At 55.5% G+C, this 14971-nt stretch carries 16 protein-coding genes and 1 riboswitch; of the genes, 10 read left to right on the top strand and 6 right to left on the bottom strand.

Features of this window, described 5'->3' with window-relative positions; all coding sequences use genetic code 11:
• The coding region (locus tag UB90_RS21190; protein WP_235859312.1) for an Ig-like domain-containing protein at nt 1-1375 on the top strand (1375 nt) is incomplete at its 5' end.
• 218 nt (nt 1376-1593) lie between these two features.
• Here UB90_RS21190 and UB90_RS21185 read toward each other — a convergent pair.
• From UB90_RS21185 to UB90_RS21160, 6 genes are all read right to left on the bottom strand, one after another.
• Entirely contained in the window at nt 1594-2853 is a 1260-nt protein-coding gene (locus tag UB90_RS21185) for a TRAP transporter large permease (RefSeq protein ID WP_065325272.1), read from the bottom strand.
• Nucleotides 2850-3389, bottom strand: a complete 540-nt coding sequence (locus tag UB90_RS21180) for a TRAP transporter small permease (protein WP_065325271.1) — start codon at nt 3387-3389, stop codon at nt 2850-2852. Before UB90_RS21180 ends, UB90_RS21185 begins: the two co-directional genes overlap by 4 nt.
• Before the next feature lie 63 nt (nt 3390-3452).
• Entirely contained in the window at nt 3453-4433 is a 981-nt protein-coding gene (locus UB90_RS21175; protein WP_065325270.1) for a TRAP transporter substrate-binding protein, read from the bottom strand.
• Between the two features lie 39 nt (nt 4434-4472).
• Entirely contained in the window at nt 4473-5036 is a 564-nt protein-coding gene (locus UB90_RS21170; protein ID WP_009178457.1) for a 3-hydroxyanthranilate 3,4-dioxygenase, read from the bottom strand.
• A 132-nt stretch (nt 5037-5168) separates the two neighbouring features.
• The gene (locus UB90_RS21165; RefSeq protein WP_065325269.1) at nt 5169-6056 is read right to left on the bottom strand and encodes an EamA family transporter; all 888 of its coding nucleotides are present in this window, start codon (nt 6054-6056) and stop codon (nt 5169-5171) included.
• A gap of 9 nt (nt 6057-6065) precedes the next feature.
• Entirely contained in the window at nt 6066-7019 is a 954-nt protein-coding gene (locus tag UB90_RS21160; RefSeq protein ID WP_065325268.1) for a dihydrodipicolinate synthase family protein, read from the bottom strand.
• Between the two features lie 164 nt (nt 7020-7183).
• Between UB90_RS21160 and UB90_RS21155 the strand changes: the two genes are divergently transcribed.
• The 9 genes from UB90_RS21155 to UB90_RS21115 all read left to right on the top strand — a co-directional run bounded on the left by UB90_RS21155 (nt 7184) and on the right by UB90_RS21115 (nt 14966).
• Nucleotides 7184-7966: an aspartate dehydrogenase gene (locus tag UB90_RS21155; protein WP_065325267.1), complete on the top strand. Its 783-nt coding sequence runs from the start codon at nt 7184-7186 to the stop codon at nt 7964-7966.
• Between the two features lie 9 nt (nt 7967-7975).
• On the top strand, nt 7976-8941 hold the full coding sequence (locus UB90_RS21150; protein WP_065325266.1) for a LysR substrate-binding domain-containing protein: 966 nt from the start codon (nt 7976-7978) through the stop codon (nt 8939-8941).
• Nucleotides 8942-9013: 72 nt separating this feature from the next.
• A complete protein-coding gene (locus UB90_RS21145) occupies nt 9014-10477 on the top strand; it encodes an NAD-dependent succinate-semialdehyde dehydrogenase (RefSeq protein ID WP_065325265.1) in 1464 nt (487 codons plus the stop codon).
• A gap of 69 nt (nt 10478-10546) precedes the next feature.
• A riboswitch (TPP riboswitch) is annotated at nt 10547-10650 on the top strand.
• 44 nt (nt 10651-10694) lie between these two features.
• Complete coding sequence (gene thiD, locus UB90_RS21140; protein ID WP_065325264.1) at nt 10695-11498, top strand: bifunctional hydroxymethylpyrimidine kinase/phosphomethylpyrimidine kinase; 804 nt, start codon at nt 10695-10697, stop codon at nt 11496-11498.
• Nucleotides 11495-12469 (top strand): FAD-dependent oxidoreductase, encoded by a 975-nt coding sequence (locus tag UB90_RS21135; RefSeq protein WP_065325263.1) that lies wholly within the window; start codon nt 11495-11497, stop codon nt 12467-12469. The genes thiD and UB90_RS21135 overlap by 4 nt, the downstream gene beginning before the upstream one ends.
• Nucleotides 12453-12647: a sulfur carrier protein ThiS gene (gene thiS, locus UB90_RS21130; protein ID WP_005605921.1), complete on the top strand. Its 195-nt coding sequence runs from the start codon at nt 12453-12455 to the stop codon at nt 12645-12647. Before UB90_RS21135 ends, thiS begins: the two co-directional genes overlap by 17 nt.
• 2 nt (nt 12648-12649) lie before the next feature.
• A complete protein-coding gene (locus UB90_RS21125) occupies nt 12650-13420 on the top strand; it encodes a thiazole synthase (protein ID WP_065325262.1) in 771 nt (256 codons plus the stop codon).
• Nucleotides 13417-14013 carry a thiamine phosphate synthase gene (locus UB90_RS21120; RefSeq protein WP_065325261.1) on the top strand — a complete coding sequence of 199 codons (597 nt, stop codon included), beginning with the start codon at nt 13417-13419 and terminating at the stop codon, nt 14011-14013. Before UB90_RS21125 ends, UB90_RS21120 begins: the two co-directional genes overlap by 4 nt.
• Entirely contained in the window at nt 14010-14966 is a 957-nt protein-coding gene (locus UB90_RS21115) for a HesA/MoeB/ThiF family protein (protein ID WP_065332075.1), read from the top strand. The genes UB90_RS21120 and UB90_RS21115 overlap by 4 nt, the downstream gene beginning before the upstream one ends.
• Nucleotides 14967-14971: the final 5 nt, after the last annotated feature.

Below are 14971 nucleotides of genomic sequence, written 5' to 3'. Positions count from 1 at the left end.
GGACAACAGCGGCACGACGCCAACCATTACCTATGCCATCGGCGGCACGCCTCTTGCCGGGGCTTATGCCTTTCCGATTGGGGTGACCACGGTGACGATGGACGCAACAGACAGTGCGGGCAATGCTGCGACACAGGTCAGCTTTACGGTCACCATCACGGATAACGAAGCCCCTACGGTCACCTTGACGACCAATACGACACAGGTGGCCGCCGGAGATCGCGTGGTCGTTAACATTGCATTCTCGGAGCCAGTCACGGGTTTTCACGGGTCCGAACTCAACTTGGGCAATGCCACGCTTACCTCCTTGTCCGGAACAGGTACTGCCTGGGTCGCGACGCTTTCTGCAATAGGTGGAGGTGATGTCACCGTCTCGGTTCCCGCAGGGGCTGCCACAGATGCCGCAGGCAATGGTAATGAGATGTCAAATACACTCAGCGTAAGGGACACGACGATCACTGAGACACAGACCCAGATTTCTCAGTTCATGCAATCACGTGTTGATCTATTGCTTAAAAACCAACCGGAGCTCGCACATTTGCTGTTGGGATCGGAAACCGGGCGTCTCAATAGTCAGGTGTCGCGAGGGACGGGGACTTTCAACTTTGCCAACCGGTCGGACGCTCCGGTCTGGATGATGTTGAACGGTTCTTGGACGAATGAAAGCGACCGTGATCTGACATATCTGTTTGGCTCTATCGGTAGTCATATAAAGGTCAATCCGAACTTGCTTGTTGGCGGCATGCTGCAGTTTGACCACATGGATCAAACAGATGGCGCGGCTGAAGTCCAAGGTACAGGCTGGCTTGCTGGTCCGTATTTTGTGGCTCGCCTTCCTGAGAAAGACCTCTACTTTGATGGGCGGTTGCTCTACGGGCAGTCCTCAAACAAAATCACCCCATTCGGCACGTATACCGACAAGTTTGACACCAATCGATTGCTCGCTTCGCTTCAGGTGTCCGGTGTGCTGGACTACGGGGAGGTCGATATCATTCCAAGCCTGAAGGCATCTTATGCCCGAGAGGCTCAATCCGCGTATACGGACACACCCGGCAACCGGATACCTAAACAGACCGTTGAGCTTGGGCAGATCGAGGCGGGGCTCGCTTTTGTTGCCCCGATGCCCCTTTACACCGGGGAAGGTGAGATGACCCTAACTGGCGGCGTCAAAGCCATTGGTTCGTTCGTCAACGGGTCAGGGCATGCTGCATCGGTTAGCCCTGACTACGAAGGGGGGCGTGCCCGTATCGACCTGGGAATGATGCATAGAATGGTGAATGGCGGGCAGTTCCAGATCCAATCCTACTACGACGGGATTGGAGCCAGTGGATACGACAGCTATGGGATCTCTTTCAGGCTGGAATATCAGTTCTGAGGTGAAATTCAGTCAGAGGTCGGTGTGAAAGCTGACTGATAGTAACGCTCTCCGGGGACGTCACCCGGTGCGGATGGGCAGATAGGTGTCATCGCATCTGCCCATCTGGACATCCAATCAGCTGTGCTTCCGGTCCTTTTTTCGCCATATCGCGTGGCCATGGGATTTCGATGATCTAACCCCTTGATCTGGATGATAAAAGCTTTGTTGGCTGGGTGCTAGATCAAAGCGGTTGAAAGCAAGGGAAAGCGGCTTAACAGAACGAGAATGATCGCCACCGCGAGCAGAAAGGGCCAGAGCGATCTCAGAATACGGCCCGGTGAGACATTGCTCATCGACGAGGCAATGTAGAGCCCGACGCCGACAGGAGGTGTCAGCAGACCCAGCACGAGGTTCAAACACATCACGACGCCGAATTGATACGGGCTGATATCATAGTCGTTCATTGCAATTGGCAAGAGGATCGGTGTGATCAGGATCACTGCCGCGATGCCATCAATTAGCATACCGACGAACAGTAAAATCAGGTTCACGATCAACAGAAACAAGAAGGGATCGCTGGAAATCGAAGTGATCAGAGCGGCCAGCTTTTGTGGGAGAGCTTCGTAGATGATCACCCAGCCAAACACATTGGCGGTCGCGATCATAAAGATGATCATTGATGCATTAACTGCAGTGCGGCGGAACATCCCAAATAGCGTTCTGGGTTTCAGCTCTCCGTAGATCAACCACCCGATCAGAAATGCCAGAAGGGATGCAATCGCGGCACTTTCGGTTGGGGTTGCGATACCAAATAAGACGCCCCCAATGATAGCACAGGGGATCAGTGCAGCGGGCAGGCAGTAGAGCAAAGCCGAGAATGCCTCACGGCCAGTGAACCAACTCCCTTTAGGAAAACCCGTCATGACGCCGATGACAAAAATCACCAATGCAAAGGCCGTGGCAAGCATCAGGCCAGGCAGGATACCGGCGAGGAACATATCGCCAATGGGGACCTGCGCCAGAACGCCAAAAATCACAAACATCATCGAGGGTGGAATAACTGGCGCCAGCAACCCACCTGCTGCTGTCGTTGCGGCGGCGAACCCTGTGTCGTAACCTTCTTTTTCCATCTCGGGCGTCATGGCACGGGCCATAACTGCAATCTGAGCCGTCGCTGATCCAATGATTGCCGCCATGAACATATTCGTCAGAAGGTTGATATAGGCCAGACCGCCACGAAACCCGCCCACAAAGACTCGAGCGGCATTAATCAGTCGGCGCGTCATGCCGCCTTCATTCATCATCTCTCCGGTGAGCATAAAAAGTGGGATCGCGAGTAGGCCGTAGTTTTCGAGCCCTGAGAACATTTTCTGTGCGAAACTGTCATACAGGACAGTGTTTCCGCTTTCCCAAATGTACCAGATTGCGGTCAGTGCCAGAACCAAAGCAACCGGCACGGCGATCAGCAGTTTGAAGGCAAAAATCAGCGGTGTCATGAGGGGGCATCCTGCTGCTCGGTCCCTTGGCTGATCAGGTTGGCAAAGCTATGTAGAGTAGCGCCCAAGGAGAACACCCACATCACCGACCAGATCCAATACTTGGGCACGCCCAGTGTCGTAGTCGGCTCGGCATAGACAAAATTGAAGGTGGCACCCTGAAATGCCTCGACGTCGAAGCCATTTTGGATCAGCGCCAGCGGGGCATACCAACGCCAACAAAACCACACCATCGCGAGCGCAAAGATCAGTACGATCAAGTCCACCAGTTTCGCCGCAATTTTGCGAACCATTGATGGCAGCGTATCCGTGAGGATTGTGACGGCCACGGCATGGCCAAAGTGCAGTGCTGCTGATGCACCCAGAAAGGCCATCCAGGCCATGGCGTAGATGGCCAGTTCATCCACCCAAAACAGCGCCGCGCCAATGCTTCGTGTCACAACATTAAGCAGAATGAGCACTGTGATAGAGACAGCGAGGAATGCAGCCAGTGACAACTCAACCCGCGCCCAGCCTGCCGAGATACGTCCGATCATTTAGGTCTCCGCATAATAATCGCGGGCACGTTTCCGCACCCGCGACGGATACTTCGGGTGGAGTTACTCTTGTGCAGTCGCAGCGGCAGCGTCGCGCAGGTCAGCAAGCATCGTTGAGCGCTGTGACCAAATTTCATTCCAGCTCGAAATCGCATCACTAAAGAAACTCGCGTCTACAATCTTATAGGTGCGACCTGTGTCTTTGATCTGGTCCAGCCAGATTTGCTCTTTCTCGACGTAAGTATCGATTGTGCTGTCGACATGCTGCGCCATCAGATCACCGATAAGAGCACGATCTTCCTCGGAAAGTCCCGCCCAAACCCGAGCTGACACCAGGCCCACCATCGGAAACATCATATGGTTGGATTGCACCACGGTATCTGCGTGCTCGTAGTATTTCAGAACCCAGATCAACTCTGCATCCATGTCGATGGCGTCGACCTGCCCATTTGCAAGTGCATCATAGACTGCGGGCAGCGGCATCGGCGTCGGGGCTGCGCCAATGGCGTTATAGAAATCTAGGATCGGCTCAAACGGGGTGATCCTTAGTTTCAGGCCTGACAGATCCTCGACGCTGTTGACCTCTCCGCGGGTCACAATCTGACGCAGACCTGCCATTCCGTAGCCAGTACCGACCACCCCAGTCTTTGCTGGCAGTTGCGCCAGCATTCCTTTTGCAGTCTCGCTGCGCAGAATGCGACCTGCATGGGCAATATCATTGGCCAAATAGGGCGCATAGAGGGCCCCAAAGTCGGGTGCGCGGTTTGATACCTCGGCAACGGTCATAAATGCCATATCGAGCGCACCAGTTTGCAATTGCTGCAACATCTCCGCTTCGTTGCCGAGCTGTCGAGCGGGAAAGACCGTGACACTATGGGCGCCATCGCTCGCTTCCGCCAGGTCTGCTCCAAACGCTTCTGCCGCTTTGGTCCAGATGTGCGGAGGGGGTGTAATGAGACCCAGCCGAAATTCCTTGGCTTGGGTTGCGACAGCAGAGGCCAGCAGGATTGCTGCGCCGGTGATTGAGTTTCGAATGATGCTCATTGGCCGTTTCCCTGTTCGATTTTTGCTTTGTTTATGTGTTCAAAGCTGTACCCACTCCGCAGGTGGTTTTCCCTTGCCGGGGTGAAGCTCGCCGCAATGCGGACAGGTGCGGGCTTCAATGCTGTCATGAAACTTGCTGTAGATTTTGGGGAGCGCGGTTACGATGCCCTCGGCACCATCCAGAGCGACCTCCTCACGGTGAACCAGCCCCTCGCATTTGAAACAGTACCACTCAAAGCCCTCTTTCATACCGGGCTGACGTGGGGCCTCTACGACAATCCCCACAGATCCTTCCTGTGGGCGCTGAGGCGCATGTCGTACATGCGGCGGCAGCATGAAGACCTCGCCCTCGCGGACGGGGACATCATAGATTTTGCCGCCATCTGCGATCTTGAGCATCATGTCGCCCTTCTGTTGGAAAAACCATTCCTCGACAGGGTCATCATGAAAATCGACACGCGTGTTGGGGCCACCAACAACCATCACAATCATGTCGCCTTCTTTGTGGAGCAGTTGATTGCCGACGGGCGGACGCAGCTTGTCAGCGTTTTCTTCCACCCATTTCTTAAAATTGAAGGGCTTCAATGTGGGATGTTGAGTCATGGGTCTCTCCCGCGTGCAGTCCCTCACTCAGAGGGAGTGGATTTCTGTCTTCTTTCGTTCAGCCTAGAAAATATTGGCCTTGCAAAATATTTATTTCTACGAAAGTAGATATCCGGTTTCCTGATACCCACGTCAGCCAACAACAAGAAGTGCGGTACCGAGTGCCGCAAAGGCGGAGGCCAACAAGAGTCTTTTTATCTCAACGGCTTCACATCTGCTGACGATCAAGACGAGTGCTGCCGAAAACAGCACTTCCAGTGAGCCAAGGATTGCAACCGTGGCGACAGATGTGAACTTCAGCGCAAAGAACTGAAGCAACTGGCCTGCACTCAGTGCAATGGCTGTGCGCCAATGAGCGGGGGTGCGGTCTGATGTGAGGTGCCAAAACCCTTGCCGCACACCGTGTCTGACCATCGTGGCATTCATGAACCAAACAACGGCGACCGAAGCCCCAATTACCGTGCCAAGTGCTGCGTCTGGCACCGTGCGCAATCCCGCTGCACGCAGACAATAGGCCAACGCATATGCGGCGGCTGACAACAAGCCCAACATCACTCCGATCGAGGGCAATCTTCGACTGAGGCCGCGGGACGGGCGCATATAGAAAACGACACCGGCTATAACAATAGCTCCGCCTAAACCGGTGCGCCAATTCGGGATCTGACTGAGGAGCATATACGCGCAGGGCAGGGCAAAGACAGGTATCAGACGACGCAGCAGGCCGGCCCTCACGGCCCCTATTTTTTCGGTCGCACGATACATGGCTTGCCGTCCGAAAATATTTGACGCAAACCCTGCCACTGCAAAAACTGCAACGGCCCAAAGACCTTCCGCGCTCTTCAACGTCAGGGCCGAAGACATGCCCCATCCGAGCCAGAGTACACCTGAAGCGATCAGTGTAATGACCACCGACAGAAAGACGCCATTGTCGCCTTGTGCGGTGGTCTTACTATGTACGATGGAGACGCCAGCACAGCCATATGCCGCTGCAGCGAGGAGCGCCAATGTTTCTCCGAGCATCCCGCGTGATCAGAGCAACAATCCGCAATCCTCAAAGGCGACTGAGGTCGCGGCTTTTTCCGCTTCAGTCAACTCCAGCATCGGATGACGGACACGCCCACCGGTTTGCCCCAGTAACTCCTGCCAGTATTTTCCATGTGCTGTGGGCTTACCCGCAGGTTTGGAGTTGCGAATGGCGTCTCGAACGGGTTGCAGACTATCGCGCACGCGACGCGCAGCTTCATATTTGCCCGCGAATGCCAATTCTGTGTACTCGTGCATGCGCCGGTCATTCTTAGTCTGCAATTGGTATGGCGGCGAGGAACAAAGATAAAGCTGCCAGCCCAGTTCTTCAATATTGTCGAGCCAATCGTCCTCTGCAGACGTCGAAACCAAAATCTTGTCCCCGACCATCTTTGTGAGACGGGCGTACATGTCGCGTGGAACGGAGTATTTAATGGCCATGATGTTGGGAAGTTCAGCGATACGAGCGCAGGTTTCAGGCTCCATCAGATAGCCGCTGTCGGGGTGGCTCCACATGGCGATCCCGATATCGAGCCGGTCACATAGGTATTTGTAGTAGTTATACAAAACCTCATCGCGATCATGGCAAAAGCTCAACATTGGCGCATGCACGACAACATAGTCCGCACCACAATCCTGCGCGTGGCGACCAAGCTCCAGAACGGTGTCGACGTTCTGATCCGAAATCGACATGATCGTGCCCGCTTTGTTGGCGCATTCTTCGACTGCGACGGTCATATTCCGCTTTCGCTCCTCAAGCGACATGGACCAAAACTCGCCTTGTTTCCCTGCGATGAACAGCCCCTGAATACCCAGATCATCAATCCAATGACGAATATTGCTGCGTAACCCCGCCTCATCTAAACGCAGCTCGCTATCAAACGGGTTCAGCGCAGCTGCCCAGATCCCTCGCATTGTCTCGCGCGCATAGTCCTTGGCTTCACTTTTACTGTACTTCATTGATTTAGCTCCAGTTTGCACGAGGAAACGGCAATGTGTTTCCCGGCATTTAGGGCCGGTAACGAGGCAAAACCAACTGGATTGACGGAAACTAGATATCCAATATTCTGATATCAAGGCGCGCGCAGTTTCCGATATTCTAGCTCCAAAATCAGGAGGCACGTATGCAGATCGGACTGATCGGAGAAGGAGCAATTGGGCGTTATGTCATGGAACAGTTGCGGTTACGCGGGTTGCGGCCACAATTTATTTTGACAAGGTCAGATCACGCCCCGGACCATTCGGGTGATGCACTGACTTACGTTCGATCCGTTTCGGATTTGCCCTCAGAGCTGGCGCTTATGGTCGACTGCGCGGGTCATAGTGCTCTGGCACAACACGGTGCATCGATCCTGGAGCGCGGAACAGACTTGGTCACACTCTCGCTGGGTGCGCTTGCAGATGAAACGCTCGCATTCGAACTGGCCCGGGCAGCAGAGCGAGGATCTGCACGCCTGCATCTTGCGAGTGGCGCGATTGGCGCTCTTGATTGCCTGCGCGCGGCCAAAGTCGGCGGTTTGGATAACGTCACGTATACAGGCCGTAAGCCTCCAAAGGGGTGGAAAGGGTCTGCGGCTGAAAATGTCCTGGACCTCGATAGTTTGCAGGAAGCAGCCACGCACTTTCAAGGGAATGCCCGCGACGCGGCCGTACGCTATCCAAAGAATGCGAATGTCGCGGCGGCTGTCGCTCTGGCCGGGCAGGGGTTTGATGAGACCCGCGTGGAACTCATTGCAGACCCCACCATCGCCTCGAACATTCACGAAGTGCATGCATCAGGTGCTTTCGGCAGTTTCCACTTTCGCATTGCAGGGCAGACATTGCCGGATAATCCGCGTAGTTCAGCACTTGCCGCAATGAGTGCTGTGGCCGCAATCGAGCGTGAGATTGCTGCAATCACCACCTAGGGAGATCCAATGGCCACTCGCCATACTCGTATCGTTGAGCGTGCTCTGACACGTCTGAAGTTGCGTCAACTAAGGCTTTTGGTTGCCGTGGGGCAGCATGGTAGCATTCAAAACGCGGCCCATGATCTGAATATTTCGCAACCTGCGGCGACAAAAATGATTCAGGATCTTGAGGTAGATTTTGAGGTGAAACTATTTGACCGAACCAACCGAGGCGTCGTGCCTACGGTTTTCGGCGAGTCCTTGATCCGACACGGAAAGCTCATCTTTGCTCAGGTCTCAAACGCAGCGCAGGAGCTTGATGATCTAAACGAGGGCAACAGTGGTCGGGTGGTTGTCGGCACGCTCCTCGCGGCGTCTCCGTCACTGCTGCCGATGGCGATTGAGTTGCTGCTGGAAGACCGCCCCAAGGTCGCAATCAAAATAGTCGAAGGCACCAACGAAGTGCTGATGCCCGGACTACTATCTGGTGAAATCGACATGGTTGTTGGTCGGTTGCCCAGCCACCGGCACCGCGAGAATATCACGCAAGAGAAGTTCTTCGACGAGCGTGTACTCGCAGTTGTGGGCACACAGCACCCGCTTGCACAACACAGCAGTGTTTCATTTGAGCAGCTCAAGCCCTTTGGTTGGATTTTACCTCCTGTTGAAACAACGTTGCGGCGACAAACAGATCAGTTCTTCGTCCGTCAAGATCAGTACACACCGCGCACTGCCATTGAATCAGTCTCTTATCTTGCCAATCGCTCCTTGTTGCGCAGTCATGACTTTGTCGGGTTGATGCCCGCCCATGTCGCGGCGCTCGACATTGATAGTGGCCTATTGGCTCCGGTCGACTGGGTTGTCCCATTTGGTGCCGGACCGGTGGGCGTTTCGTATCGTGGCAAGCAGAGCCTCTCGCCAGCAGGTAGCGCACTCTTAAAAGCGCTCCATGCTGCGTCGGGTGACATCCAGCATTCACAGCCTCGAGCTTGATATCGGCGTTTGTGATACCTGTATTTGTTCAATTCGGTTGAGGTGATGCCTTTGGCGCAGGACAGTTGAACCATGGCAACTGCAAGCGACGAGGCCGAAATGAGCACCTATCCGGACCTGAAACTCTTTATCGGTGGCAAGTGGCGTGAAACGCCAGACACTCTGCCAGTTGTGAATCCAGCCACCGAAGCAGAGTTGGGGCGGCTACCGTGCGCGCGGGTTTCGGATCTGGAAGAGGCTTTGACCGCAGCTCAGAAGGGGCTGGAAATCTGGCGTAGAACGTCGCCTCGTGCGCGCGCCGAGCTGATTATGCATGCAGCCTCGATCATGAGAGATCGACAAGAGGAGATTGCACAAGCGATCACTGCTGAACATGGAAAACCACTGGCGCAAGCGCGGCTCGAAGTCATTCGCGGTGCTGAGTTTTTCGAATGGGACGCCGGAGAAGCCATGCGAGTCTACGGACGGGTGATCCCTTCTGCTTCTGGCTCCAAAATCTCCGTTCACCATCACCCAATTGGTGTCGTAGCTGCCTTCTCGCCGTGGAATTTTCCGATGAGCCAGCCGGCACGTAAGATCGCAGGCGCGCTCGCTTCCGGGTGTTCTATCATCCTGAAAGCCGCTGAAGAAACGCCTGCGGGTGCGATCCATATTGTTCGGGCTTTTGAAGAGGCAGGGCTTCCCGATGGTGTGCTCAATCTGGTTTTTGGCAAGCCATCCGAGATCTCGGGGTTCCTGATCCCACAGCCAGCTATTCGACTTGTTGCTCTGACCGGATCAACCGTTGTGGGGCGGCAACTGACAGAGCTTGCTGCACAAAGCGATACGCGGGTGTTGATGGAACTTGGTGGCCATGCCCCAGTGATCGTCTGCGAAGACACCGACGTCCAAAAAGCCGCGATCAGCGGTGCAATTCGGAAAATGCGTAATGCCGGGCAGGTCTGCACCTCGCCCACGCGCTTTTTTGTGCATGAACGCATCTTTGACGAGTTTGCCCATGCCTTTACTGCACGGGCTGCGGCAACTGTGGTCGGAAATGGTGTGGATGATGGCGTGGAGATGGGACCAACGGCGAATGAGCGCCGTATCCCTGTTTTGACAGAACTGGTTGAAGATGCCGTGTCTAAAGGCGCAGAACTGCGCACCGGGGGGGCACGCCTTGGGGGCAAGGGATACTTCTTTCAGCCAACTGTACTGGCAAATGTGCCAGACACAGCCCGCATCATGCAAGAAGAACCCTTTGGACCGATTGCGATCCTCAATCCGGTTCGCGATCTTGATGAAGCGATCACACGGGCAAACTCGGTTGACTACGGGCTCGCGGGATACGGCTTCACCAATCGTGCAGACTATATCGATCGCATGATTGACGGGGTGGAAGTTGGCAACTTCTCCATCAACACGTTGGAGGCGTCTCTGCCAGAAACCCCATTTGGCGGCGTCAAAGCGAGCGGTTACGGACGTGAAGGCGGCACCGAAGGATTGGAGAGCTATCTGACAACGCGCAACGTCTGGTATAGCACAGAGATCGTCTGACCTTACACTTACAGTTGCCTGTGCCATCCAGAGCCGTTTGACTTCTCTCCCTACACTTGATACCCGGACAAAGAACCGTTGGGGTGCCTCATAGAGGCTGAGAGGCGCGAATGCGTTAACCCATCGAACCTGATCCGGGCAATTCCGGCGTAGGGAACGGTCTTCTGATATGCGGACTCTCTCTTTGCCGGTGCCCCAATTGTGTGGGAGCATGGCTATGGCGCATATCGCATTGACCATCGCAGGGTCTGACAGTGGAGGCGGCGCAGGCATTCAGGCTGATCTGAAGGCAATGTCGGCCCTTGGTGTTTATGGTGCCAGTGTCATCACGGCAATCACCGCACAGAACACACGTGCAGTCACGGCGGTGCATTCTACCCCGCTCGATATTATAGCGGCACAGATTGATGCAGTCCTAGACGATCTCGATGTGCGCGCGATCAAGATTGGCATGCTTGCGACCCCCGATATTATCGAATGTGTCGCACAAGCCCTTGAAAATTATGGAGAGGCAATCGTTGTTGATCCGGTGATGATCGCAAAATCAGGCGATGCGCTGCTTGCACCAGAGGCGGTGGAAACTCTACGGAAGCAGTTGCTTCCTCGCGCATCGGTGTTGACGCCAAACCTGCCGGAGGCTGCCTGTTTGCTTGGCCAAAACACGGCAACGTCAGCTGATGAAATGATCACGCAAGGCATTGCGCTATGCGACCTCGGGGCAAAGGCAGTACTGATGAAAGGCGGTCACGCCTCCGGAGATATCTGCGAAGATATCCTGATTTCCGGCGGGAGTGTTGTCGCTACATTCAGTGCCGCACGACAGCACACAAAAAACACTCATGGCACCGGTTGCACGTTGTCATCAGCAATCGCTGCGGGACTAGCAAAAGGAATGGTGTTGCGCGAGGCCGTACAAGAGGCACATCGCTACCTCCAAAACGCCATCACCGCAGCAGATGAGTTGAACGTTGGACACGGCCATGGGCCTGTTCATCATTTTCACCCGTTCTGGCCAGCATGACACTCTATTCCGTCATAGGGGCAGGGGTTGCAGGGCTAGCTGTTGCGACCGAGCTGGTAGAGCGCGGCGCAAAAGTTCAAATCTTTGATCCATCTGGCCCTCCCGGCGCACATGGCTGTTCATGGTGGGCAGGAGGTATGCTCGCCCCGTGGTGCGAGTATGAAAACGCCGAGGAACCGGTGTTGCGGCTGGGTCAGGAAGCGATCCACTGGTGGAAGAGCAAAACCAATGTGACCGAACGCGGCACCCTTGTAGTCGCCGGGCGACGCGATCTGCCGGATCTGCGCCGCTTTGCACGCCGTACCGAGGGATACCGTCAGATCGGACCGGAGTTGTCAGAGCTGGAACCGGATCTCTCTGGTTATTCGCAAGGATTGTATTTCGCGAATGAAGCACATCTTAATCCACGCCGAGCGCTGATGGATCTCTATCACGCGCTGCGGGACAAAGGCACCATCTTCCACAAGGAAACCGCTCCAGATCAACTGGACAACGCAATAGATTGCAGAGGCTTACAAGCACGTGAGGCACTGCAGGATCTGCGCGGCGTCAAAGGTGAGATGCTGGTGATCCACTGTCCGGATGTGACGATAACGCGGCCAGTACGTTTACTGCATCCGCGTATACCGCTCTACATCGTGCCGCGCTGCGATGGTGTCTACATGCTTGGCGCGACGATGATAGAGAGCGAAGACAGCGGGCGCATTACGGCCCGCTCCATGCTGGAATTGCTGAGCGCAGCCTACGCACTGAACCCAGCTTTTGGTGAAGCCGAAGTGCTTGAGATCGGTGTCGATCTACGGCCCGCATTTCCTGACAATCTGCCACGCATCCGCCGTCTCGGCGGGCGGATCTACGCAAATGGGCTTTACCGGCATGGCTACCTGCTCGCGCCTGCACTTGCACGCGGCGTAGCTGATTTGGCGCTGAACAACATACATTCGGAGATGGTCGATGAAGATCGTAATTAACGGTGCCGAGCTGGACGTCGTCGCCACCACGCTGGCAGCGCTTCTCGAGGAACGCGGGTTTTCCGGGCGCGTGGCGACAGCGGTGAACGAGACGTTTGTTCCCGCCGCAATGCGCGCAACCCACATGTTGCAAAACGGCGACCGCATTGAGGTTGTCGCGCCAATGCAGGGAGGCTGACAATGAAAAGTTTCTACGGAACCCAATTGCCCAACCCGCTGATGCTGGGCACTGCGCAATATCCAAGCCCTGCGATACTGGAGCACGCCTTTCGCCAGAGCGGTGCAAGTGTGGCAACCGTTTCCTTACGCCGTGAAGGGGCAGGGGGCGCAGGGGCCTCATTTTGGAAAATGATACAAGACCTCGGTGTTCTGATCCTACCGAATACCGCTGGCTGCCATACGGTAAAAGAAGCCGTCACCACTGCTCATATGGCACGCGAAGTCTTTGATACTAAGTGGATCAAGCTCGAGTTGATCGGTCACACCGACAGTTTGCAGCCCGATGTGTTTCAGCTGGTCGAAGCCGCGAAAATCCTGACTGAGGACGGCTTTGAAGTTTTTCCCTATACCACAGAGGACCTGATCGTAGGCGAGCGACTTCTGGCAGCAGGTTGCGAAGTCTTGATGCCCTGGGGAGCGCCGATTGGATCGGGTCGGGGGCTCAACAACCCCTATGCACTGCGCGCGATGCGGGCCGAATTTCCAGATGTACCATTGGTGGTCGATGCGGGCATCGGCCTGCCGAGCCACGCATCCCACGCAATGGAATTGGGTTATGATGCGGTGCTTTTGAATACCGCTGTTGCACGGGCTGGTGATCCTGTGGCGATGGCGCGCGCGATGATGGCTGCGATCGAGGCTGGTTTATTGGCCCATCAAGCAGATCCAATTGAGGCGCGGGATATGGCCGAAGCCTCAACGCCAATCATTGGAAAGGCTTTCCTATCATGACCTTGGATCGTTTCTATCCGATATTCGATCACGCCGATTGGTTGAGACGCATGCTGCCCTTGGGGGTGAAACTGGTTCAATTGCGGATCAAAGACCAGTCCAGGGACGTTGTGAAAGAGCAAATCGAACAATCTCGCGATCTTTGCCGCAGATATGGCGCCGTTCTGGTCGTCAACGATTATTGGCAACTCGCGATAGAGCTCGGTTGCGATTGGCTTCATCTCGGCCAAGAAGATCTGGATGAGGCTGACCTCAAGGCGATCCGCGCGGCGGGTCTTAAGCTGGGTGTCTCAACCCATGACGAAGACGAACTCGACCGCGTGCTGTCAATAGATCCAGATTACGTGGCACTTGGACCAGTCTATCCGACGATCCTCAAAAAGATGAAATGGCATCAACAAGGGCTGCCTCGGGTGAGCGAATGGAAAACCCGCATCGGGGACATCCCATTGGTGGGTATTGGTGGCATGTCGGTTGAACGCGCTGCGGGAGTCCTGGAGGCGGGAGCCGATATTGTCTCTGTGGTGACTGATATTACGCTAAACCCCGATCCCGAAACGCGGGTGCGTCAGTGGATCGAGGCCACAAGATGAGCCGCTACGCGCGTCAGATGATCCTTCCCGAGGTCGGGCTGGCAGGGCAGTCTCGCCTTGCCGCAGCCCGGATTCTGGTGGTTGGAGCCGGCGGACTGGCAGCACCGGTGTTGCCGCTCCTTGCGGGTGCAGGCGTTGGGCATATCACGCTGATTGATGGCGATGAGGTTACCCTTTCCAACCTGCACCGCCAGACATTGTTTGCCGAAGCAGACTGCGGCCACATGAAGGTCGACATTGCCGCAAAACGCTGTCGCGCGCTCAACAGCGAGATCATCGTCGAAACTGTCGCGCAAAGGTTAACGCCGGCCAATGCGCCGGCTCTACTTGCGAATGTAGACTTGGTTCTGGACTGTGCGGATAGCTATGCAGTCAGCTACTTGCTGAGCGACCTTTGCCACGCAAAAGATATTCCGCTCATTAGTGCCTCTGTTCTGGGACTGGGCGGATATGCCGGCGGATTCTGCGGCGGTGCGCCGTCGTTGCGCGCGGTCTTTCCAGAGGCACCGGATAGTGGTGCAAGCTGCGAAACTGCGGGAGTCTTGGGCCCAGTTGTTGCGATGATCGGCGCACAGCAAGCACAGATGGCGCTAAATGTGCTACTGGAGCTGGACCCCTCACCGCTGGGGCAGGTGGTACAAGTCGATTGCCGATCTTTCCGCTCCACCTGCTTTCGTTTTGATCACGCGCCCGAGCCTGAAACCGCATTTCCCTTTGTGGCAGCGTCGGATCTGCAAGATTGCGACCACATTATTGAACTGCGCAACGATGCCGCGTTGCTTCATCCGACTGCGCGATATGCCAGTGCAGAGGCCCTCGAACAAGATTTGCCAGATCCGGCCAGCCGTCTTGTCCTGTGTTGTGCCACCGGCCTGCGGGCCTGGCGGGCCGCAGAAAAAATCCATGACATCTGGCCGGGCAAGATTGTGCTCGTCGCGGCCTCAGCATCCTAAAGACA

The sequence above is a fragment of the Tritonibacter mobilis genome (genome assembly GCF_001681715.1).
In the GTDB taxonomy this organism is placed as follows: domain Bacteria; phylum Pseudomonadota; class Alphaproteobacteria; order Rhodobacterales; family Rhodobacteraceae; genus Epibacterium; species Epibacterium mobile.
Note: the sequence above shows the minus strand (reverse complement) of the source record. Positions and strands in the feature narration are given on the sequence as shown.